A 20,208-nucleotide genomic window follows, 5' to 3' on the forward strand; every position below is an offset into this window, starting at 1 on the left:
CGGCCTCAAACCCGTATCATTTGTGCACGCTCGCGGCCAATCGCAACCGCGTATCGAAAGGACCAGCTATGACTGTGAAAGCCGTTATCACCGGTGTGGCAGCGTTGGCCGCAATTGGCACCGCAGCCGGCGGCGTGGCCGCCTTGGCGAACACACCCGCCTCGGTTCAGGTGCAGCCCGCTGCTATCGGAGCTCCGCTGGACCCGCCGCCCGGTGCGCCGGCAGATCTGCCGACTCCTGACCAGTTGACTAACCTGTGCAACCAGGTGACGGATGCCGGCGTGTCTTACACGACCAAGCAGAATCTGGTGCAGGGCGGCATCAGTCCGGATGAGGGGCACGTGGCCGACCATGACCTGCGGAAGGCCTACCGGAACGGCAACTTTCCCGAGCAGTTCGCTGTGACGAATATCCAGCCGGCCGGCCCCAATGCGGCCACCGCCGATGTGGCAATTTCGGGTCCAAAGTTCGCCGGCCCGGTGACGAAGCAGCTTGCGTTCGTCAACGAGGGCGGCAACTGGATCATGCAGCACGACGCCGCGATCGCGTTGGTGCAGGCGGCCACGGCCACCAACTGAGGCGCCGTATCTGCGGTCACGTGCCGGTCTCGGGCAACGCGCACACCCGGCCGTCGGAAAAGCCTGAGGATCCGATGCCGAGCGCCAAGTTGAACCTGGCCCGCAAGTTGCCCAGGTTGATGACATGGGTGAGCGCGACGAGTTGAGCGTTGTCGAAATGCGGCCGCAGCCTGTCGAAAAGCTCGTCGCTCACCTCGACGGGCGTACGGCTGATGGCGGTGGCGTACTCGAGGATCAGCTTGTCCAGATCGGAGAAGCAGGTGGCGTTGCGATAGTCGGCCATCGCCAGCAGTTCCTCGTCGCTGATTCCCCAGCCGCGCGCGATCTGCGAACCGAGGTCGATGCAGTACTCGCAGCGCACCGTCGTCGCAGACTTGAGCTCGGCCAGCGCACGGTGGCGGGGACTGAGGATATCCAGTTTCGACTCCGCCAGCTCCAATCGGCCAATGGCGTTGAGCAACTTGGGGATATACGCATACATTCGCAGTGGTTCGAGCATGGTGGCGGTTTCCAGACCGGTCATCTGCTTGAAACGCCTCTTGGTGAAGAAGAAAGCGATCTTTGCGCCCAGCCCGGCGTCGCGGTCCGAGACTCCGGCGATTCGTGGCATGGCGGTCCTCCTATCGAGCGGTCTCACCTACCTCGACACCGGCGGGCGCCAGAACGTGACCGGAGTGCTACGCGTGCTGGCCGACCGCGTCCATGTCGAGCAGCCGCGCGTGCAACACGGTGCGATTACGCAACGCCGCGCGTACCGCCCGGTGCAGGCCGTCCTCGAGGTAGAGGATGCCGCGCCACTTCACCGCGTGCGGGAACAGATCGCCGTAGAACGTCGAGTCCTCCGACAGCAGCCGGTCCAACGCCAGCACCGTCGTCGTCGTGACGAGTTCGTCGAGCCGGATCTGCCGAGGGGGTATCCGCGACCAGTCCCGATAGGACAGGCCATGGTCGGGATACGGCTTGCCGTCCCGAACGCCCTTGAAGATCATTCCCCGACCGTCCGGGGTGCCCCGACCGACGTGAGCATGGTTGACAAGGCTAGTCCCGCGCTGATCACCGTAAAATAGGCCGGGTCAGAAAGGTGGATTGGTATGGGGACTGCCGACGAGCGCCGCTTCGAGGTGCTGCGTGCGATCGTCGCCGACTTCGTCGCCACCCAGGAGCCGATCGGATCGAAGTCGCTGGTGGAGCGTCATAACCTCGGTGTCTCGTCGGCCACTGTCCGTAACGACATGGCGGTGCTGGAGGCCGAGGGCTACATCACCCAGCCGCACACCAGCTCCGGGCGGGTGCCCACCGAGAAGGGCTACCGCGAGTTCGTCGACCGGCTGGACGACGTCAAGCCGCTCTCGGGCGCCGAGCGGCGCGCCATCCAGAGTTTTCTGGAGTCCGGCGTGGATCTCGACGACGTGCTGCGCCGCGCGGTGCGCCTGCTGGCCCAGCTGACCCGTCAGGTGGCCGTCGTGCAGTATCCGACGCTGTCGACGTCGACGGTGCGGCACCTGGAAGTGATCGCACTGACGCCGGCCCGGTTGCTGATGGTGGTCATCACCGACTCGGGCCGGGTGGACCAGCGCATCGTCGAACTCGGCGACACCATCGACGACCATCAGCTGTCCCAGCTGCGGGAAATGCTCGGCCAGGCGTTGGAGGGCAAGAAGCTGGCGGCGGCCTCGGTGGCCGTCGCAGAGCTCGTCGGCCACCTGGACGGACGCGGCGGGCAGTCCAACAGCCTGTCGGACGCCGTGGGGCGGTCGGCGACCGTGCTGCTGGAGTCGTTGGTGGAGCACCGCGAGGAGCGGCTGCTGCTGGGCGGGACCGCCAACCTGACCCGCAACACCGCTGACTTCGGTGGTTCGCTGCGGTCGGTCCTGGAAGCGCTGGAAGAGCAAGTCGTGGTGCTGCGGTTGCTGGCGGCTCAGCAGGAGGCCGGCAAGGTGACGGTGCGCATCGGCCACGAGACCGAGGCCGAACAGATGGTGGGCACCTCGGTGGTGTCCACCGCGTACGGCTCGATGGACACCGTCTACGGCGGCATGGGTGTGCTGGGGCCCACCCGAATGGACTATCCGGGAACTATCGCTAGTGTCGCTGCGGTTGCTTTGTACATCGGCGAAGTGCTGGGTGCTCGATAATGCTGTACCCGAATCTGTGGATAGCTGCGTAAACGCGGCGTAGGAGAGGTCAGGCGTGGCACGCGATTATTACGGTCTGCTCGGCGTGAGCAAGAACGCGAGCGATGCGGAGATCAAACGCGCCTATCGCAAGTTGGCGCGCGAGCTGCATCCCGACATCAACCCGGACGAGGCCGCCCAGGCGAAATTCAAGGAGATCAGCGTCGCCTACGAGGTGCTGTCGGACCCGGAGAAACGACGCATCGTCGACATGGGCGGAGACCCGCTGGAAAACGCGGCGTCAGCCAACGGCTTCCCGGGTTTCGGAGGCCTGGGCGATGTCTTCGAGGCGTTTTTCGGTGGCGGTGCCACTTCCCGCGGGCCGGTCGGCCGGGTCCGGCCCGGATCGGATTCGCTGCTGCGGATGCGGCTGGACCTCGCTGAATGCGCAACCGGCGTCACCAAGCAGGTCACCGTCGACACCGCGGTGCTGTGTGACCGTTGTCAGGGGCGCGGCACCAACGGGAATTCGGCGCCGGTGGCCTGCGACACCTGTGGTGGTCGCGGCGAGGTGCAAAGCGTGCAGCGCTCGTTGCTGGGCCAGGTGATGACGTCTCGGCCGTGCCCCACCTGTCGCGGCGTTGGCGAGGTCATCCTCGACCCCTGCTATCAGTGCGGCGGCGACGGCCGGGTGCGGGCCCGCCGGGAGATCAGCGTGAAGATCCCGGCCGGTGTCGGCGACGGCATGCGGGTTCGGCTGGCTGCTCAGGGCGAAGTGGGGCCTGGCGGAGGACCGGCCGGCGACCTGTATGTCGAGGTGCACGAGCACGCGCATGAGATTTTCGTCCGCGACGGCGACGACCTGCACTGCACGATTTCGGTGCCGATGGTCGACGCGGCGTTGGGCACCTCGGTGACCGTGGATGCGATCCTGGACGGGATCACCGAAATTGCGATTCCGGCCGGCACCCAGCCCGGCTCGGTGACGACGTTGCGCGGGCACGGCATGCCCCATTTGCGTTCCGGAGCGCGCGGCGATCTGCACGTTCACGTCGACGTCGTGGTGCCGGATCGACTCGACCACCGCGACGCCGAACTGCTGCGCGAGCTCAAGAGTCGCCGCACCCGCGACGTGCCCGAAGTCCGGTCCACGCAGGGGACGGCCACCAGCGGACTGTTCAGCAGATTGCGCGAGACATTCACCGGACGCTGAGCCGCGTGTGGCCGGCCTGTTCTACGTCGACGCGCTGCCGGAGACCGGCGCGCTGACCGTCCTCGGCGGCGACGACGGGTTTCACGCCGCGACCGTTCGACGCATCCGTCCCGGCGAGGAGCTGCTGCTCGGCGACGGCGCCGGCACATTGGCGCGCTGCCGGGTGGAAGAGGCCGACCGCGGCGGGCTTTCCGCGCGTGTATTGGACCGCTGGAGTGTGGCGCCGGGGCAACCGCCGGTGACGGTGGTGCAGGCGCTGCCGAAGGCCGAGCGTTCGGAGCTGGCGATCGAATTGGCCACGGAGGCCGGTGCCGATGCGTTTGTGGCCTGGCAGGCCGCCCGCTGCGTGGCGCGCTGGGATGGCGCACGGGTCGAGAAGGGTCTGCGCCGCTGGCGCGCGGTCGCCCGATCGGCGGCCGCGCAATCTCGCCGCGCTCATATCGCCGTCGTCGACGGCGTGTTGTCCACCGCGGGTTTGGTCGAGCGGGTGCGTGGCGCGACAGCGCGCGGTTCCGTGGTGCTGGCGCTGCACGAGTCGGCGACTGAGCGACTGACGGAACTCGCGTTGGCGCAGGCAGATTCGCTGATGCTGATCGTCGGCCCCGAGGGCGGCATCGCGCCCGAGGAGATCACCGCGCTGACCGACGCCGGTGCAGTGGCCGTCCGGCTGGGTCCCTCGGTGCTGCGCACGTCGACGGCGGCGGCGGTGGCGTTAGGTGCGCTGGGCGTGCTGACGCCGCGGTGGGAGCGTGACTAACCTGCTCGTGCCTTGCGCGCTTGGTCCATCACGATGCGACCGCCCGGAAGGGCGCCGATAACCGTGCGCGCCAACTGGTTGCGGACTTGTGCGTGGTCGTTTGGTGGGACATTGCCGCGACGCAGGTCGTAGGCCCCCAGCGCCGCCCACAGCGCGGCAACGACCGCGTCGACCACACCGACGCGGACCCGTCGGGGGTCGGCCACCGCCAGCCCGAGCGCGGTCAGCGAGTGCACGGCGTCCACCCAGACACCGGCCGCCAGGATCTCCGGCGTCGGTTGGGTTCCCGACAACGACGCCTGCACGACTTGGCGTGCGCCGAGGATGCGGGTGACGACAACGGCCCTACGGTCAATCCGCACAGCGCGGGCCCGAGCCAACACCGTGCGCGGCGCGATCAGCAACGTCAGGCCCCAGCCGGCGCGCAGGAGCTCGAGATACCGAAAGTTCACGAACGATAAGCCTTAACCGTTGAATGCGCGGTGGTCATAATCACAGCTTAAGCACTCGAAGGGAGCGTCCCTCATGTGTCAGGCCACTCACGATCTCAGCGCGATCTTCGACGAGCACGTGGCCGACGAGTTCGTCGCCAAGGACGTGGCCGCCACGATGGCCACCATGGTCGCCGAACCGAACGTCAACCACGTGCCCACGATGATGGGCGGCGTCGGCGGCGCGGCGCTCACGGAGTTCTACACCAACTACTTCATCGGGCACTGGCCCGAGGACACCACAATCAGCCCGGTGTGCCGCACCGTCGGCGCCGATCGCGTCGTCGACGAGATGATCATGTCGTTTACCCACGACATACCGATGCCGGCCTTCCTGCCGAACGTGGCGCCGACCGGCCGTCCGGTCATGCTGCCGGTGGTGGTCGTGATGGGCATCGAGGGTGGCAAGGTCGCCTACGAGCGCATCTACTGGGATCAGGCGTCGCTGCTGGCACAGATCGGCCTGCTCGACGACACCGAGCTGCCGATCACCGGGGCCGTCCAGGCGCGAAAGGTGCTCGACCAGGATTTGCCGGCCAATACGCTGCTGTCGAAACCTCACACCGCAGACGAGTGACGGTGCCGGCGGTAGAATGGGACACCGACCGACTGTCAAAACCGCAGAAAGCAGGCATCAGAAGCCACGTGACGCCCCGCGAGACCAACGCTGCTGACTCCCCGTCTTCGCAGGTTCGCAGCAGCATCGATGTTCCGCCCGACCTCGTCGTGGGCCTGCTGGGTTCAGCCGACGAAAACCTGCGCGCACTCGAACGAATCCTGGCCGCCGACCTGCATGTGCGCGGCAACGCCATCACTTTTTCCGGTGAGCCTGCCGATGTCGCGCTTGCCGAGCGGGTGATCTCGGAGCTGGTCGCGATCGTGGGGAGCGGTCAAACGCTGACGCCGGAAGTGGTGCGCCACAGTGTCGCCATGCTGGTCGGCACCGGCAATGAGTCGCCGGCGGAAGTCCTCACCTTGGACATCTTGTCGCGCCGGGGCAAGACGATCCGGCCTAAGACGCTCAACCAGAAACGCTACGTCGACGCGATCGACGCCAACACCATCGTCTTCGGCATCGGCCCGGCCGGTACCGGTAAGACGTACCTGGCGATGGCCAAGGCGGTCAGCGCACTGCAGACCAAACAGGTCACCCGCATCATCTTGACCCGCCCGGCGGTGGAAGCCGGTGAGCGCCTGGGCTTTTTGCCGGGCACGCTGAGCGAGAAGATCGACCCGTATCTGCGGCCGCTCTACGACGCGCTCCACGACATGATGGACCCGGAGCTGATCCCCAAGTTGATGGCATCCGGTGTCATTGAAGTCGCACCACTCGCATATATGCGCGGAAGAACTTTGAATGACGCGTTCATCATTCTCGACGAGGCCCAGAACACCACCGCCGAACAGATGAAGATGTTTCTGACCCGCCTGGGGTTCGGCTCCAAAGTCGTTGTCACCGGCGATGTTACGCAGATCGACCTGCCGGGCGGCGCGCGATCCGGGCTGCGGGCAGCAGTCGACATCCTCGAGGGTATCGACGACATCCACATCGCCGAACTCACCAGCGCCGACGTGGTGCGCCATCGGCTGGTTTCCGAAATCGTGGATGCCTACGCCAAGCACGAGGAGCCGGGCCTGGCGCTGAACCGGGCCGCGCGGCGGGCGTCCGGCGGCCGCAGTCGCCGGTGACGTTCATGATCCGCGCCGGCGACGATATACAACGCAGCGATGAGGTGGGGGCACCTCCCGCTTGCGGGGGAGAGCGGCGCCCGTGAGTATCGAGGTAGCCAACGAATCCGGCATCGACGTGTCCGAGGCCGAATTGATCAGCGTGGCAAGGTTTGTCATCGCGAAGATGGACGTCAACCCCGCAGCGGAGCTGTCGATGGTGCTGCTGGACACCGCGGCGATGGCCGATCTGCACATGCGGTGGATGGACCTGCCCGGCCCGACCGACGTAATGAGTTTCCCGATGGACGAGTTGGAGCCTGGCGGGCGCCCCGACGCCCCGGAGCCGGGGCCGGCCATGCTCGGTGACATTGTGCTGTGCCCGGAATTCGCCGCTGAACAGGCTGCTGCTGCGGGTCATTCGCTGGGCCACGAGCTGGCCCTGCTGACCATCCACGGGGTGTTGCATCTGCTGGGTTACGACCATGGCGAGCCCGACGAGGAAAGGGAGATGTTCGACCTGCAACGCGGTCTGCTCGAGGAATGGGTCGCCGAACAGGTCGAGTCCTATCATCTGGACCGTCAACTCGAACGAGACCGCCGGCTGCTGGACAAGTCAAGGTTTTTCGACGAGCCGTGAACGGATATGTTCCGCTGTTCAGCGCGATAGCGCTGATAGGTCTCGGTGGGCTGTTCGCCGCGACCGACGCCGCGATCAGCACGGTGTCACTGGCCCGTGTCCAGGAGTTGGTGCGCGATCGACGGCCGGGCGCAAAGCGGCTGGCGCGGCTGATGGCCGACCGGCCCCGCTACATCAACCTGGTGGTGCTGCTACGGATCACCTGTGAGATCGCGGCGACGGTTTTTCTGGTGGTCTTCCTTTACGCAAAACTCCAGCTGGAGTGGGGGCGGTTACTTGCCGCCGCGATCATGGTGGTGACGAGCTTCGTCGTCATCGGCGTGGGCCCGCGCACCCTGGGCCGGCAGAATGCGTACACGATCTCATTGATGGCCGCATATCCGCTGCAGGTGATTTCATGGCTGCTGATGCCCATCAGCCGGCTGCTGGTGCTGCTGGGTAACGCCCTGACCCCCGGACGCGGATTTCGCAACGGCCCGTTCGCCTCGGAGATCGAGCTGCGCGAGGTGGTAGACCTGGCCCAGCAGCGCGGTGTCGTCGCCGCCGACGAACGCCGGATGATCCAGTCGGTTTTCGAACTCGGCGACACACCGGCCCGCGAGGTGATGGTGCCGCGCACCGAGATGATCTGGATCGAGAGCGACAAATCCGCCGGGCAGGCGACGTCGCTGGCGGTGCGCAGCGGGCATTCCCGGATGCCGGTGATCGGTGAGAACGTCGACGACATCGTCGGCGTGGTCTATCTCAAAGATCTTGTCCAGCAGACGTATTACTCGGTCAACGGAGGACGCGACACCACCGTGGCGCAGGTGATGCGGCCCGCGGTGTTCGTGCCGGACTCCAAGCCGTTAGACGCGCTGCTGCGCGAAATGCAGCGCGACCGCAATCACATGGCGCTGCTGGTCGACGAATACGGCGCGATCGCCGGGCTGGTGACGATCGAGGATGTGCTCGAAGAGATTGTCGGTGAAATCGCAGACGAATACGACGACGCCGAGACGGCGCCGGTAGAGCCGTTGGGCGACAACCGGTTCCGGGTTTCGGCGCGGCTGCCGATCGAAGACGTCGGCGAACTCTACGGTGTGGAATTCGACGACGACCTCGACGTCGACACGGTGGGTGGGCTGCTGGCCCTGGAACTGGGCCGGGTGCCGCTGCCCGGCGCCGAGGTGATATCCCATGGTCTGCGGCTCTACGCGGAGGGCGGCCCCGATCATCGCGGACGTCTGCGGATTGGCACTGTCTTGCTGAGCCGCATCGATTCCGACGGTCATGGTGCTGAGGAGGCCAATGCCTGAGTCACTCGACGACGAGGACGCAAAGCTGGTGGTGCTGGCGCGCTCGGCGATGGCGCGCGCGGAAGCCGACAGCGGCGCGGCGGTGCGTGATCTCGACGGCCGGACCTACGCCGGCGCGCCGGTGAAGCTCTCGGCCCTACAGTTGACTGCGCTGCAGACGGCGGTCGCCGCGGCGGTGTCCAGCGGTGTGGCCGGGCTGGAAGCCGCGGTACTGGTGGCTGGATCGGCCGACGATGCCGGGATCGCGGCGGTCCGCGAACTGTCGCCGACAGCGGCGATCATCCTGACCGACGGCGCCGGAAACCCGTCATGACCGCGCCGGCCGAACCATGAGCGAATTCCGTTCCGGTTTCGTCTGTTTGGTCGGACGACCGAATACCGGGAAGTCGACGTTGACCAATGCGCTGGTCGGCTCCAAAGTCGCGATCACCTCGAACCGACCACAGACCACCCGGCACACCATCCGCGGGATCGTGCACCGGGAGAACTTCCAGATCATCCTGGTCGACACACCCGGACTGCACCGCCCGCGCACGCTGTTGGGCAAGCGGCTCAACGATTTGGTGCGCGACACCTACAGCCAAGTCGATGCCATCGGACTTTGCATACCCGCCGACGAGGCCATCGGCCCGGGGGACCGCTGGATCCTGCAACAGATTAGTTCCATTGCACCCAACACCGCGCTCGTCGTCGTCGTCACCAAAATCGACACGGTCCCCAAAGACAAGCTGGCCGCTCAGCTGGCCGCGGTCGGCGAACTCGTAAAGCACGCCGAGATCGTGCCGGTGTCGGCAGTCACCGGTGAGCAGATCGACGTGCTGATCGACGTACTGGCGGCCGCACTGCCGCCCGGGCCGGCGTTCTATCCCGACGGTGAGTTGACCGACGAACCCGAGGAAGTGCTGATGGCCGAGTTCATCCGGGAGGCGGCCCTGGAAGGGGTGCGCGACGAACTGCCGCATTCGCTGGCGGTGGTGATCGACGAAGTCCGCCCGCGCGAAGAGCGCGACGATCTGATCGACGTGCATGCGGTGCTGTACGTGGAGCGGGACAGCCAGAAGGGCATCGTGATCGGCAAAGGCGGTGCCCGGCTGCGGGAAGTGGGCACTGCCGCACGCGGCCAGATCGAGAAGCTGCTGGGCACCAAGGTCTACCTCGACCTGCGGGTCAAGGTCGCCAAAAATTGGCAGCGTGACCCCAAGCAGCTTGGCCGACTGGGGTTTTGATGCCGTTACCAGTGCTACTGGTAAATCTTGATGTGGGGCTGGCCGTCGGTGACGGTGATGGTGCCGTGTTCGAATTCCGCTTGCCAACCGCCGGGAACGGTGTGCTGGTCGCTGGTCGGGTAACCGAGCGGGCCTTCGGCGCCGCCGTGGTTGAGCCACGCCAATCGGACGTCGCCGGACAGGACATGGGCCCCGGTACGCGGCGACCAATAGATCACCCCGGTTTGGAACTTGCTGTATTGACCACCGTTGGGTCCCGACTGCTCGTTGGAGATCGGTGCTCCGAGTGGTCCGGTCGGCCCGCCGGTTTCGTTGTATTTATGCAGGATTACGCCTTGCACGACGAATTGCCCGCTGGGAGTGGCAATTCGGCTGGTCGACGCTGCAGTTGACGACCCGAGGCTGGCGGGGTCGGTGCCCGAGCAGCCGACAGCCAGTGCCGCGGCAATAGCTGTAATCGTCATGCGGGTCAAAGGTTTACAGCGAGGCGACATCAACTGATCGATCCGAGAATCGGCTGGGATTCGATCAGCCCTTGATCGCTGGGTGCCGCGCCGTCGGTGAACACGCGCTTGTGTTGCTTGGCGCGCCACTCCAGGTGCGCCTCGGCCGGCCGATCGTAGCCGTAGCGCTCGCGGGCTTCTGTCGGTGTGAGCACGACCGGGGTTTGCGGGGGCACTCCGAGCAGCACAGGGGCGACGACCGGTACCGTCGCAGGGGACAGGAGGCGTAGCACCTGGAGGCGAATCGCCGGCGGGCTGGCATTCAGTGCCGCGAAGGCGATCCGCAGAATCGGGACGACGGCGATATCGCTGAGCCGTGACTGCCGCATTCCGCCCATGGTGCGCATCCACTGCGGCATGGTGGCCATCACGCCGGCTTGCAGGGTGCGGTTGATGATCCACGTGAGCGGGGCAAGGTAGCGCGGCAGCGGGGAAATCAGCGCCGCGCCGTTGATCAGGTGCTTCATCGCCTGACGGGCGATCGGCGAGCCGGACAGTTGCGGGCGCATCCGCTCGAAGTAGGCCTGGATGCCCTCCCGGCTTCGCGGCACGTCGGCCGGATCACAGGTCTGCAGCTCGGCGGCGACGGCGCAGTCCGCCCAGTAGCGGGCTTCGTCTTCGGCCGAGAGCTTGCCGGGACCGTATTTCTCGTATGCGTACAGGATGGAGTGCCACGCAGTCAGATGGATCCACAGCTGTGAATGCGGATCGTTGGCGTCGTAGCGCTGCCCGCTGTAGGGCTCGGTGCCGATCGCCTTGGAGTGGACCTTAACCAGCACGTCGGCAGCCTGGGACGTGGAGCGGGCATCGCTGAATGCCACCATCGCGAAATAGCGCAGCGTGCGGTCATAGCGGGTGCGCGGCCGGTTGTAGATGTCGTGGGTGTGGTCGACGGAGGCAACCAGAGCCGGGTCGAGCTCCTCGATCACGACGGCGCGAATGAAGCCGACGGTCAGTGACGTCGGATAACTCCAGACTTTCCACGTGACCGACTCGGGACCGAAGAAGCCGTAGTCCTCGGCGGGCTCAACAACAGTGCGCTGGCGCATGACAGTGTCCTTCCGCGTGTCACGTTGGCGGCAATTCCTACAGCAGCGTAGCATTTTCCTTCATGGGTGAAGCAACCGTCTCGCATGCTGCCGTTCATCGGCCGCGGGCGGCCCATCTCGGCCCGGAACGGCGACGCCCGCAGGTGCTGGACGCCGCGAAGGCGATCGCGCTGCATGGTGGCATTCCGGCGGTGACTATCGGCGCTGTCGCGGAACGGCTCGGTGTGACTCGCCCCGTCGTGTATGCGTGTTTTGCGGACCGCATCGAACTGATCAAGGCGCTGCTGGCCCGCGAGGAGCAAAAGCTGCTCACTGGCGTGTTGGCCGCCTATCCCACGCCCGGCCGTCGCCGCGACAGCGCGCAGCAGGCGTTCGTGGGTGGTATGCAGGCGCTGCTCCGCACGGTCGCCGACCAGCCCGACAGTTGGCGGACGTTGTTCTGGTGCAACCCCGGACCCGATGTGGCGGAGTTGTTCGCGCGGGGGCGCCGACGGGTGGCCGAGCAGTTCGCCGAACTGATCCAGCCAGATTTGCACCGTTGGGAAACCCAGGATGCGGCGCGCAAGCTACCTGTTCTCGTGGAGTTGTTCGTCTCGATGGGCGAAGCCGGCGTGCGCAGCCTGCTCGCACCCGACAACACCTACAGCCCAGACGAACTCGGGGAGTTGGTCGGCCGCGCGGCATACCGGGCTATCCGCCACGCCTGACCCGCCGTCGGGAACTACTCCTCGACCTTGACCGACAGCCGCGGCTTGGACCCGTCGCTCGGGCGGGCAACCCGGTCCCAGACCGCGTCGACCAACGGCTGCAACAACAGCTCGCCCATCTGCCGCACCAGCACACCGACGATTTGAATCGACTCGCGACGCTTCGTGGACGCTAACCCCGCGGCTCGCAGCATGCCGACCTCGCTGCGAGTCAAGTCGACCAGCACCTCCAGTAAGTGCAGCCGCTGCGCAGACGGTTCCAGGACCGCACGTCGCACGTAGTTCACGACGGCAGGGTTGTCCTCGAGCATCTGCCGCACCGCCTCGTCGCGTGCAGCGGCGATGTCGGCCGGTGTGCCATCTGATGGCGCCGCCGCGATGGCCTGCGCGAAGTAATCCGCGACGAACTTGTCGACCGCCTCGCGCAGCCCGGACTTGGTCTTGAAGTGATGCTGGACCAGCCCGAGCGTCACCTGGGCTTCGGAGGCTATGGCGCGCAAGGAAACCCGTTCTTCGCCATGTTGGGCGTACAGCTCGAGCGCCGCGTTGCGGATCCGCGCCTTGGCGGTCAGGTCGTCGGATGCGCGCGGGCTGGCCATCCCACCACTTCCTTCGCAGCTGTACGCCTGACTGGTCTACGATACAACTGTATCGTCTATTCTCGGAGGTCGTCGCTGGTCATGTCGCAGTTGTTTCCCGATTACCGCCCGTCCTGGGAGACCGATGCCCACCGCGAGTTGCGCAAGCATGCGGCGGAGTTTTTCCGCAAGGAGGCGTCACCCAACCAGGAGCGATGGGCCAAGCAGCACGCGGTCGACCGTGAATTCTGGACAAAGGCCGGCCAGGCCGGACTGCTCGGCTTCGAACTGCCCGAGGAACACGGCGGTTTGGGCGGCGACTTCGGCATGCATGCCGTTGTTCAGGAGGAACTGGTCTACGCCCACGACAGCGGATTTGGATTCGCGGTGCACGCGCCGATTGTGGCGCACTATATCGATGTCTACGGCAGCGACGAGCAGCGTAAGCGCTGGCTTCCGGGCATCATCAGCGGCGAGTTGGTGCTGGCGATCGCCATGACTGAACCGGGGACCGGGTCGGATCTGCAGGCGGTGCGCACGACCGCGATCCGCGACGGCGACGACTACGTCATAAACGGATCGAAGACATTCATTTCCAACGGAACTCACTGCGATCTTCTGGTCATCGTCGCCAAGACCGACCCCGCGCAGGGCGCCGCGGGTGTGTCGTTGATCGTGGCCGAAACCAAGGACCTCGCCGGTTTTGAACGCGGCCGGGTGCTGGAGAAAATGGGTCAGCACGGCCAGGACACCCGAGAGCTGTTCTTCTCCGACATGCGGGTGCCGGTCAGCAACCGCCTCGGCGAGCAAGAGGGGCTGGGCTTCTACCAGCTGATGGAACAGCTCGCGCGGGAGCGGCTGATCATCGCGGCGATGTGCTCAGCGGTGGCAGAGGCCGCGATCCTCGAGGCGGTGCGCTATTCGAAAGACCGCGAGGCGTTCGGCCGCCCGATCGGCGCGTTTCAACACACTGCGTTCACCCTGGCCGAGTGCAAGGCCGAGGCGTTCGCGATCAAGGCGACGGTCGACACCGCGATCCAGCAGTACATCGACGGCAAGAACGACGCCGCGACCGCGTCGATGGCCAAGCTGTTCGCCGCCGAAGCCAGCGACAAGATCGTGGACCGCTGCCTACAGATCTTCGGCGGCTACGGCTACATGATGGAGTACCCGATCGCGCAAATGTACACCGGCTCCCGGGTCAACCGAATCTACGGCGGCACAAGCGAAATCATGAAAGAGATCATCAGCCGCGCAATGTGAACTACTGCGCCGGCTGCATCCCGGTGCCGGTGTTCCACCAAACGTCAGGCTGTTTGGCGGCCCAGCCGCCGACCGCCTCCAATTCCGCTGCCAGCGACACCAACAACGGCTCACTGTGGGCCGGTCCCATCAACTGAACGCCGATCGGTAGGCCCTCGGAGGTGAATCCGGCAGGAATGTTGATCGACGGCCAGCCCAAGACATTCCACGGCCAGGTCACCGGGCACGCCGCGATCATCACGCGGTCGGTGCCGAGGCCACTCAGCCGGTCGAACGCGTGCACAGGTGGGGGCGGCTGGGCAGTCGTCGGCGCCAGCACCACGTCCACAATCCGAAAGATCGAGCCGACCCGGCGCTGGTCGGCGGCTTCGTGTGCGCGGGCCGCGCGCAGTACCGACTGCGACAGCAGCCGGCCCATCCGCATGTTGGACAGCGTGCGCCGGTCCAGATCGACGCCGGCGCCGAGTCGTTCGGCCCAGTCGAGCAGCCCCGAGGTGGAGCGGGCCAGGAAGTTCCACGACAACCGCAGCCCGTAGTCGGGGTTGCCGGCCACCACGCTGTGGCCGAGCAGCCGCAGCTGCTCGGCCACCGATTCGACGGCGTCCTTGATCTCCGGGTGCAGCCGGGCCGGAAAACCGGTGTAGGGAAACCGCGTTGACATCGCAATCCGCAGCGGGCCGGGCGCTGTGCCCACGTGGTCGGACACCGTCAGTGACGGCGGCTTGTGCAGGTCACCGTCGGCGCTGCCGGACACGGCGTCTAACAGCAGTGCCGCATCCTCGACCGTGCGGGCCAGCACGCCGTTGACCGTGATGCCGTTGAACGCCTCCGGCAGCGGCCAGGTCGAGATGCGGCCGCGCTGCGGCTTGATGCCCACCAGGTGGGTCCACGCGGCGGGAATGCGCACGCTGCCGGCGCCGTCGGAACCGATCGCCCCGGCGACCAGGCCCGCGGCCACCGCTGCGGCACTGCCGCCCGATGATCCGCCCGGCGTGTGCTTGCGCGACCACGGGTTGCGGGTATGCCCGAAGCCGGGTCCGCTGGTGAACGGCCATTGACCGAGCTCGCAGGTGTTGGTCTTGCCGACGATCACCGCGCCGGCCGCCTTGAGCCGTCGTACCACCTCGGCGTCGCCGGTGGCCGGCCGGACATCGCCCCCCGACGTGCCGAACGCGGTGGGCACGCCAGCGATGTCGACGTCGTCCTTGACCGCGATCGGGACACCCAGCAGCGGCGCTTGTTCGCCGGCGGCGCGGCGCCGATCGGCCTCGGCGGCGTCGGCCAACGCGGACTCGGTGAGAACCACACGGAACGCGTTCAGCGTCGATTGGCTGAGATCGATAGCGTGCAGTGCGCGGCGGACCAGCTCGTCGGAGCTCACCTCATTGTTGGCCAGCTGGTAGAGCTGCTCGGTCAGGGTCGGAAAGCGGGCGCCGGAAGTGCTACTCATCGGTATTAGACATTATCGGCGCGTGGGCAAGGCGATGTCGCGGCGCGATGACAGACTGGTGTGATGCGGCTGTACCGGGATCGGGCGGTGGTGCTGCGCCAGCACAAGCTCGGCGAAGCCGACCGAATCGTCACCCTGCTCACCCGCGACCACGGATTGGTCCGCGCGGTGGCCAAGGGTGTGCGGCGCACCCGCAGCAAGTTCGGCGCGCGGCTAGAGCCATTCGCCCACATCGATGTGCAACTGCACCCCGGTCGCAACCTGGACATCGTCACCCAGGTGGTGTCGCTGGACGCGTTTGCCACCGACATCGTCAGCGACTACGGCCGCTACACCTGTGCGTGCGCCATGCTGGAAACCGCCGAACGCCTTGCGGGTGAAGAACGGGCGCCGGCCCCGGCACTGCACCGGCTGACCGTCGGTGCGCTGCGGGCGGTGGCCGACGGGCGGCGTCCCCGCGAATTGGTGCTGGATGCCTATCTGCTGCGTGCGATGAGCATCGCCGGGTGGGCGCCGGCGCTGACCGAGTGTGCCCGCTGCGCCACACCCGGCCCGCATCGGGCGTTTCACATCGCTGCCGGCGGCAGCGTTTGCGGGTACTGCCGCCCAGCGGGTTCCACCACACCGCCGCTGGGTGTGCTGGAGCTGATGTCCGCGTTGCACGACGGCGATTGGGAGGCCGCGCAGGCCGCACCGCAATCTCATCGCAGCCATGTCAGCGGATTGGTGGCCGCGCACCTGCAATGGCATCTCGAGCGGCAACTGCGGACGTTGCCGCTGGTGGAGCGGATGCAGCGGGTGGACCGTGTCGATTCGAGCCTCGCCGGGCGCCGCATCGCGGTGGTCGGGCAGGATGTTGCCCATGGTGCGGAACCAGAAGCCGGCTGACTTCCCGCAGCTACCTCCGGCGCCCGACGACTACCCGACGTTTCCCGATACGTCCACCTGGCCTGTCGTCTTCCCGAAGTTGCCGCCGTCGCCCGACGGTGGACCGTGCCGGCCACCGCAACACCCGTCGAAGGCGGCGCCGCCACGGATTCCGGCCAGCCAATTGCCCGATCATGTGGCCATCGTGATGGACGGCAACGGCCGATGGGCCACCCAACGCGGGCTGCCCCGCACCGAGGGCCACAAGATGGGTGAGGCGGTGGTGATCGACATCGCTTGTGGCGCAATCGAGATCGGTATCAAGTGGCTCAGCTTGTATGCCTTTTCCACGGAGAACTGGAAGCGCTCTGCCGAGGAGGTCCGCTTCTTGATGGGATTCAACCGCGAGGTGGTGCGACGCCGGCGGGAGAACCTCAAGGAGATGGGGGTGCGGATCCGGTGGGTCGGGTCGCGGCCTCGGCTGTGGCGCAGCGTCATCAAGGAATTGGCGATCGCCGAAGAGATGACCTGGGACAACGACGTCATCACCGTGAACTATTGCGTCAACTATGGCGGCCGAACCGAAATCGCCGAAGCGGCAAGGAATATCGCGTGTAAGGCAGCCGCCGGCAAGCTGAACCCGGAGCGGGTCAACGAGGCGACTATCGCCAGCCATCTGCAGCGACCCGATATCCCCGACGTGGACTTGCTGCTGCGCACCTCCGGTGAAAAGCGGTCCAGCAACTTCATGTTGTGGCAGGCCGCCTACGCCGAGTACATCTTTCAGGACAAGCTGTGGCCTGACTACGACCGCCGTGACCTGTGGGCTGCTTGCGAAGAATATGCCTCCCGGCATCGACGCTTCGGGACGGCCTGATGTCGTCGTTGCAGGAGCGACTGGTGTCGGTACTCGGCGCGGTGTTGCCCGTCGAAGAGGAAGCCGACGGCGCACTGACGGTGCGGCACGGCGGGACATTCGCGTCGCTGCGAGTGGTGACCATCGTCGAGGATCTCGACCTGGTATCGCTTACCCAGGTTCTGGCGTGGGATCTGGTGCTCAACAAGCAGGTTCGCGATCGAGTAGCCGCACAAGCGGATAGCACACTGTTGGGCTCGGTGGCATTGGTGGAGAAAGTCAGAGACGTTACCGCCAAGCGCAACTCTGGAAAAACCGCCGACGTGATGTTGCGCTACAACTTTCCCGGCGCCGGTCTGACCGACGATGCGCTTCGTACGTTGATTTTGATGGTGCTGGACAAAGGGGCCGAGATCCGCAGCGCGCTAACCACTTAGCGTCTGGCCGTCCGTTCTCGGCGAGCGTGCGTGTCCCCGGTCGACACGCCGAGCGTGTCGCCGGATCCACGCACGCTCGCGCTCATGGCGGGCGCTTACCTTCGACATTCGGCGCAGGTGCCGAAGATCTCGATGGTGTGGCTGACGTCGGAGTACCCGTGTTCGGCAGCAACCTGAGCGGCCCACGTTTCAACGTCGTGGCCGGCGATTTCGACGGTGGATCCACAGCTGCGGCACACCAGGTGGTGGTGATGGTGCTCCGAGCAGCGCCGGTACACCGATTCCCCGGTGTCGGTACGCAAGGTGTCGAGCAATCCGGCCGCCGACATCGACTGCAGCGTCCGGTAGACGGTGGTCAGGCCGATGTTCTCGCCGCGCCGGCGCAGCTCGTCGTGCAGCTCTTGGGCCGAGCGGAACTCGTCGAGGGTGTCCAACAGCGTGGAGATCGCTGCCCGTTGCCGGGTGGAGCGCACACTCGCTCTGGTCATAGGCGCCGCTCCTCCTCATCGCTTCGCTCTGCATCGTCGCCGGCGCGGGTCATAGGCGCCGCTCCTCCTCATCGCTTCGCTCTGCATCGTCGTCGGCGCGGGTCATAGGCGTCGGTCCTCACCGGCATGGGCGACGGCGTCGATGACGATGTGTGCCAGGTGGTGATCGGCCAGCCGGTAGAGCACTTCGCGGCCCGACCGTTCCCCGGTGACCACGCCGGCGGCCTTGAGGATTTTCAGATGCTGGCTGACCAGCGGCTGCGGCACGCCCAGCGCGTCGACCAGCTCATGCACGCAACGCTGGGATTCGCGTAACTGCAAGACGATGGCGATGCGTACCGGCGCGGCCAGCGCCCGCAGCAGCTCACCGGCGGCGTCCAGAATCTCCCGCGACGGTGGCGCGGGGAACGTCGCCGATCCGCTGTGGTCGTGGTCGCCGACCAGCTCGTCGCCGTCGGGGGCGGCCATTGACGTCGAGGGGGACATGCCATCACCTGCGCTGTTGGGAAGCTAGTGGGAACCGTTTTCGGTTGCTTCCACTGTCACATGCGCACTGATGCATGTCAAAGATGCCCGGGATCGGTCGCTACGATGACGGTGCCCATCGCCCCCATCGAACAGGAGTGCAGCACCTCGTGGCGTCTGTCATCGACACTGTCGTCAACCTGGCCAAACGACGCGGCCTGGTCTACCCCGCCGGGGAGATCTATGGCGGCACCAAATCGGCCTGGGACTACGGACCGCTGGGGGTGGAACTCAAGGAGAACATCAAACGGCAGTGGTGGCGCTCGGTGGTCACCGGCCGCGACGACGTCGTCGGCTTGGATTCGTCGATCATCCTGCCGCGTGAGGTGTGGGTTGCTTCCGGGCATGTCGAGGTGTTCCACGACCCGCTAGTCGAATCGCTGATCACGCACAAGCGCTACCGCGCCGACCACCTCATCGAGGCCTATGAGGCCAAGCACGGTCATCCGCCCCCCAACGGCCTGGCCGATATCCGCGACCCGGAGACCGGCGAACCCGGTCGGTGGACCGAGCCGCGCGAGTTCAACATGATGCTCAAGACCTACCTGGGGCCGATCGAAACCGAGGAGGGGCTGCACTACCTGCGGCCGGAGACCGCGCAGGGCATCTTCGTCAACTTCGCCAACGTGGTGACTACCGCGCGTCGCAAGCCGCCGTTCGGTATCGGGCAGATCGGCAAGAGCTTTCGCAACGAGATCACCCCCGGCAACTTCATCTTCCGGACCCGCGAGTTCGAGCAGATGGAGATGGAGTTCTTCGTGGAGCCGGCCACGGCGCGCGAGTGGCACCAGTACTGGATCGACGAACGGCTGTCCTGGTACGTCGATTTGGGTATCGACGCGGAGAATCTGCGGCTGTTCGAACATCCCGCAGACAAGCTGTCGCACTATTCCGATCGCACCGTCGACATCGAGTACAAGTTCGGCTTTCAAGGCAACCCGTGGGGTGAACTGGAAGGCGTGGCCAACCGCACCGACTTCGACTTATCCACGCACGCAAAGCATTCCGGTGTCGACCTGTCGTTCTATGACCAAGCCACTGACAGCCGTTATGTGCCTTACGTAATCGAGCCGGCGGCCGGTCTGACCCGATCGTTCATGGCATTTTTGATCGACGCCTACCACGAAGACGAGGCGCCAAATGCCAAGGGCGGCATGGACAAACGTACGGTGCTACGGCTGGATCCGCGGTTGGCTCCGGTCAAAGCTGCGGTGTTGCCGCTGTCGCGACATGCCGACCTCAGCCCCAAGGCGCGTGATCTGGCGGCCGAATTGCGCAAGTGCTGGAACGTCGATTTCGACGACGCCGGCGCGATCGGGCGACGCTATCGGCGTCAGGATGAGATCGGGACGCCGTTTTGCGTGACAGTGGATTTCGATTCCCTTGAGGATCACGCCGTCACCATTCGCGAGCGCGATGCGATGACTCAGGACCGGGTGGCGCTCGACGGGGTGGCCGACTACCTCGGAGCGCGCCTGCGGGGCTGCTAACTTTCCGGCG

The 20,208-nt window shown here is 66.0% G+C and carries 25 protein-coding genes; 16 read left to right on the top strand and 9 right to left on the bottom strand.

What is annotated here, in order from left to right; genetic code table 11:
• Positions 1-68 precede the first annotated feature (68 nt).
• On the top strand, positions 69-578 hold the full coding sequence (locus tag A5707_RS20145; RefSeq protein WP_065016195.1) for a hypothetical protein: 510 nt from the start codon (positions 69-71) through the stop codon (positions 576-578).
• Positions 579-594: 16 nt separating this feature from the next.
• On the opposite strand, the gene A5707_RS20150 is transcribed toward A5707_RS20145, so the two are convergent.
• Together A5707_RS20150 and A5707_RS20155 are read right to left on the bottom strand one after the other, a co-directional pair.
• Positions 595-1,188, bottom strand: a complete 594-nt coding sequence (locus A5707_RS20150) for a carboxymuconolactone decarboxylase family protein (RefSeq protein WP_065016196.1) — start codon at positions 1,186-1,188, stop codon at positions 595-597.
• A 67-nt stretch (positions 1,189-1,255) separates the two neighbouring features.
• Positions 1,256-1,567, bottom strand: coding sequence for a type II toxin-antitoxin system VapB family antitoxin (locus tag A5707_RS20155; RefSeq protein ID WP_065016197.1), 312 nt, complete (start codon positions 1,565-1,567; stop codon positions 1,256-1,258).
• Positions 1,568-1,669: 102 nt separating this feature from the next.
• On the opposite strand from A5707_RS20155, the gene hrcA reads away from it, so the two are divergent.
• Genes hrcA through A5707_RS20170 form a run of 3 tightly spaced genes read left to right on the top strand, consistent with a single transcriptional unit; the run spans position 1,670 to position 4,662 of the window.
• Positions 1,670-2,713 (top strand): heat-inducible transcriptional repressor HrcA, encoded by a 1,044-nt coding sequence (hrcA, locus tag A5707_RS20160; protein WP_065016198.1) that lies wholly within the window; start codon positions 1,670-1,672, stop codon positions 2,711-2,713.
• Between the two features lie 55 nt (positions 2,714-2,768).
• Positions 2,769-3,905, top strand: coding sequence for a molecular chaperone DnaJ (dnaJ, locus tag A5707_RS20165; protein ID WP_065016199.1), 1,137 nt, complete (start codon positions 2,769-2,771; stop codon positions 3,903-3,905).
• Positions 3,906-3,912: 7 nt separating this feature from the next.
• The gene (locus A5707_RS20170) at positions 3,913-4,662 is read left to right on the top strand and encodes a 16S rRNA (uracil(1498)-N(3))-methyltransferase (RefSeq protein WP_065016200.1); all 750 of its coding nucleotides are present in this window, start codon (positions 3,913-3,915) and stop codon (positions 4,660-4,662) included.
• On the opposite strand, the gene A5707_RS20175 is transcribed toward A5707_RS20170, so the two are convergent.
• Positions 4,659-5,114, bottom strand: a complete 456-nt coding sequence (locus A5707_RS20175) for a hypothetical protein (RefSeq protein WP_065016201.1) — start codon at positions 5,112-5,114, stop codon at positions 4,659-4,661. The genes A5707_RS20170 and A5707_RS20175 overlap by 4 nt on opposite strands.
• Positions 5,115-5,187: 73 nt before the next feature.
• On the opposite strand from A5707_RS20175, the gene A5707_RS20180 reads away from it, so the two are divergent.
• From A5707_RS20180 to era, 6 genes are all read left to right on the top strand, one after another.
• Positions 5,188-5,730 carry a nuclear transport factor 2 family protein gene (locus A5707_RS20180; RefSeq protein ID WP_065016202.1) on the top strand — a complete coding sequence of 181 codons (543 nt, stop codon included), beginning with the start codon at positions 5,188-5,190 and terminating at the stop codon, positions 5,728-5,730.
• Between the two features lie 68 nt (positions 5,731-5,798).
• Positions 5,799-6,842 (top strand): PhoH family protein, encoded by a 1,044-nt coding sequence (locus A5707_RS20185; RefSeq protein ID WP_065016228.1) that lies wholly within the window; start codon positions 5,799-5,801, stop codon positions 6,840-6,842.
• 82 nt (positions 6,843-6,924) lie between these two features.
• Positions 6,925-7,461 carry an rRNA maturation RNase YbeY gene (gene ybeY, locus A5707_RS20190; protein WP_065016203.1) on the top strand — a complete coding sequence of 179 codons (537 nt, stop codon included), beginning with the start codon at positions 6,925-6,927 and terminating at the stop codon, positions 7,459-7,461.
• A complete protein-coding gene (locus A5707_RS20195; protein WP_065016204.1) occupies positions 7,458-8,759 on the top strand; it encodes a hemolysin family protein in 1,302 nt (433 codons plus the stop codon). Before ybeY ends, A5707_RS20195 begins: the two co-directional genes overlap by 4 nt.
• A complete protein-coding gene (locus A5707_RS20200) occupies positions 8,737-9,072 on the top strand; it encodes a cytidine deaminase (protein ID WP_156658204.1) in 336 nt (111 codons plus the stop codon). Before A5707_RS20195 ends, A5707_RS20200 begins: the two co-directional genes overlap by 23 nt.
• Before the next feature lie 16 nt (positions 9,073-9,088).
• Complete coding sequence (gene era, locus A5707_RS20205) at positions 9,089-9,985, top strand: GTPase Era (protein ID WP_065016206.1); 897 nt, start codon at positions 9,089-9,091, stop codon at positions 9,983-9,985.
• 14 nt (positions 9,986-9,999) lie between these two features.
• Here the strand turns inward: era and A5707_RS20210 are convergent, their stop codons facing one another.
• Positions 10,000-10,449: an LGFP repeat-containing protein gene (locus A5707_RS20210; protein WP_082969589.1), complete on the bottom strand. Its 450-nt coding sequence runs from the start codon at positions 10,447-10,449 to the stop codon at positions 10,000-10,002.
• Between the two features lie 29 nt (positions 10,450-10,478).
• Positions 10,479-11,537, bottom strand: a complete 1,059-nt coding sequence (locus tag A5707_RS20215) for an oxygenase MpaB family protein (RefSeq protein WP_065016207.1) — start codon at positions 11,535-11,537, stop codon at positions 10,479-10,481.
• 62 nt (positions 11,538-11,599) lie between these two features.
• On the opposite strand from A5707_RS20215, the gene A5707_RS20220 reads away from it, so the two are divergent.
• Entirely contained in the window at positions 11,600-12,244 is a 645-nt protein-coding gene (locus A5707_RS20220; RefSeq protein ID WP_065016208.1) for a TetR/AcrR family transcriptional regulator, read from the top strand.
• Between the two features lie 14 nt (positions 12,245-12,258).
• Here the strand turns inward: A5707_RS20220 and A5707_RS20225 are convergent, their stop codons facing one another.
• Complete coding sequence (locus A5707_RS20225) at positions 12,259-12,843, bottom strand: TetR/AcrR family transcriptional regulator (RefSeq protein WP_065016209.1); 585 nt, start codon at positions 12,841-12,843, stop codon at positions 12,259-12,261.
• A gap of 81 nt (positions 12,844-12,924) precedes the next feature.
• Between A5707_RS20225 and A5707_RS20230 the strand changes: the two genes are divergently transcribed.
• On the top strand, positions 12,925-14,085 hold the full coding sequence (locus A5707_RS20230) for an acyl-CoA dehydrogenase family protein (protein WP_065016210.1): 1,161 nt from the start codon (positions 12,925-12,927) through the stop codon (positions 14,083-14,085).
• Between the two features lies 1 nt (position 14,086).
• On the opposite strand, the gene A5707_RS20235 is transcribed toward A5707_RS20230, so the two are convergent.
• Positions 14,087-15,535, bottom strand: a complete 1,449-nt coding sequence (locus A5707_RS20235) for an amidase (protein WP_065016211.1) — start codon at positions 15,533-15,535, stop codon at positions 14,087-14,089.
• 63 nt (positions 15,536-15,598) lie between these two features.
• Between A5707_RS20235 and recO the strand changes: the two genes are divergently transcribed.
• The 3 genes from recO to A5707_RS20250 are packed head-to-tail and all read left to right on the top strand — an operon-like array spanning position 15,599 to position 17,695.
• Positions 15,599-16,423, top strand: coding sequence for a DNA repair protein RecO (recO, locus tag A5707_RS20240; protein WP_065016212.1), 825 nt, complete (start codon positions 15,599-15,601; stop codon positions 16,421-16,423).
• Positions 16,389-17,279 (top strand): decaprenyl diphosphate synthase, encoded by an 891-nt coding sequence (locus tag A5707_RS20245; RefSeq protein ID WP_419866455.1) that lies wholly within the window; start codon positions 16,389-16,391, stop codon positions 17,277-17,279. Before recO ends, A5707_RS20245 begins: the two co-directional genes overlap by 35 nt.
• Entirely contained in the window at positions 17,279-17,695 is a 417-nt protein-coding gene (locus tag A5707_RS20250; RefSeq protein ID WP_065016214.1) for a hypothetical protein, read from the top strand. Before A5707_RS20245 ends, A5707_RS20250 begins: the two co-directional genes overlap by 1 nt.
• A 95-nt stretch (positions 17,696-17,790) precedes the next feature.
• On the opposite strand, the gene A5707_RS20255 is transcribed toward A5707_RS20250, so the two are convergent.
• Complete coding sequence (locus A5707_RS20255; RefSeq protein WP_065016215.1) at positions 17,791-18,183, bottom strand: Fur family transcriptional regulator; 393 nt, start codon at positions 18,181-18,183, stop codon at positions 17,791-17,793.
• Between the two features lie 102 nt (positions 18,184-18,285).
• Positions 18,286-18,669 carry an ArsR/SmtB family transcription factor gene (locus tag A5707_RS20260; protein ID WP_065016216.1) on the bottom strand — a complete coding sequence of 128 codons (384 nt, stop codon included), beginning with the start codon at positions 18,667-18,669 and terminating at the stop codon, positions 18,286-18,288.
• Between the two features lie 137 nt (positions 18,670-18,806).
• On the opposite strand from A5707_RS20260, the gene A5707_RS20265 reads away from it, so the two are divergent.
• Positions 18,807-20,198, top strand: coding sequence for a glycine--tRNA ligase (locus A5707_RS20265; protein ID WP_065016217.1), 1,392 nt, complete (start codon positions 18,807-18,809; stop codon positions 20,196-20,198).
• The last annotated feature ends 10 nt before the right edge of the window (positions 20,199-20,208 follow it).

Origin of the sequence: Mycobacterium kyorinense (assembly GCF_001672775.1) — a bacterium.
Classification (GTDB): domain Bacteria; phylum Actinomycetota; class Actinomycetes; order Mycobacteriales; family Mycobacteriaceae; genus Mycobacterium; species Mycobacterium kyorinense_A.

Bases quoted from the DNA above. Each gene is read 5' to 3' on its own strand.
- A5707_RS20145 (WP_065016195.1), top strand. From the start codon at position 69: ATGACTGTGAAAGCCGTTATCACCGGTGTGGCAGCGTTGGCCGCAATT.
- A5707_RS20150 (WP_065016196.1), bottom strand. From the start codon at position 1,188: ATGCCACGAATCGCCGGAGTCTCGGACCGCGACGCCGGGCTGGGCGCA.
- A5707_RS20155 (WP_065016197.1), bottom strand. From the start codon at position 1,567: ATGATCTTCAAGGGCGTTCGGGACGGCAAGCCGTATCCCGACCATGGC.
- hrcA (WP_065016198.1), top strand. From the start codon at position 1,670: ATGGGGACTGCCGACGAGCGCCGCTTCGAGGTGCTGCGTGCGATCGTC.
- A5707_RS20180 (WP_065016202.1), top strand. From the start codon at position 5,188: ATGTGTCAGGCCACTCACGATCTCAGCGCGATCTTCGACGAGCACGTG.
- era (WP_065016206.1), top strand. From the start codon at position 9,089: ATGAGCGAATTCCGTTCCGGTTTCGTCTGTTTGGTCGGACGACCGAAT.
- A5707_RS20210 (WP_082969589.1), bottom strand. From the start codon at position 10,449: ATGACGATTACAGCTATTGCCGCGGCACTGGCTGTCGGCTGCTCGGGC.
- A5707_RS20215 (WP_065016207.1), bottom strand. From the start codon at position 11,537: ATGCGCCAGCGCACTGTTGTTGAGCCCGCCGAGGACTACGGCTTCTTC.
- A5707_RS20220 (WP_065016208.1), top strand. From the start codon at position 11,600: ATGGGTGAAGCAACCGTCTCGCATGCTGCCGTTCATCGGCCGCGGGCG.
- A5707_RS20225 (WP_065016209.1), bottom strand. From the start codon at position 12,843: ATGGCCAGCCCGCGCGCATCCGACGACCTGACCGCCAAGGCGCGGATC.
- A5707_RS20230 (WP_065016210.1), top strand. From the start codon at position 12,925: ATGTCGCAGTTGTTTCCCGATTACCGCCCGTCCTGGGAGACCGATGCC.
- A5707_RS20235 (WP_065016211.1), bottom strand. From the start codon at position 15,535: ATGAGTAGCACTTCCGGCGCCCGCTTTCCGACCCTGACCGAGCAGCTC.
- recO (WP_065016212.1), top strand. From the start codon at position 15,599: ATGCGGCTGTACCGGGATCGGGCGGTGGTGCTGCGCCAGCACAAGCTC.
- A5707_RS20245 (WP_419866455.1), top strand. From the start codon at position 16,389: ATGTTGCCCATGGTGCGGAACCAGAAGCCGGCTGACTTCCCGCAGCTA.
- A5707_RS20250 (WP_065016214.1), top strand. From the start codon at position 17,279: ATGTCGTCGTTGCAGGAGCGACTGGTGTCGGTACTCGGCGCGGTGTTG.
- A5707_RS20255 (WP_065016215.1), bottom strand. From the start codon at position 18,183: ATGACCAGAGCGAGTGTGCGCTCCACCCGGCAACGGGCAGCGATCTCC.
- A5707_RS20260 (WP_065016216.1), bottom strand. From the start codon at position 18,669: ATGTCCCCCTCGACGTCAATGGCCGCCCCCGACGGCGACGAGCTGGTC.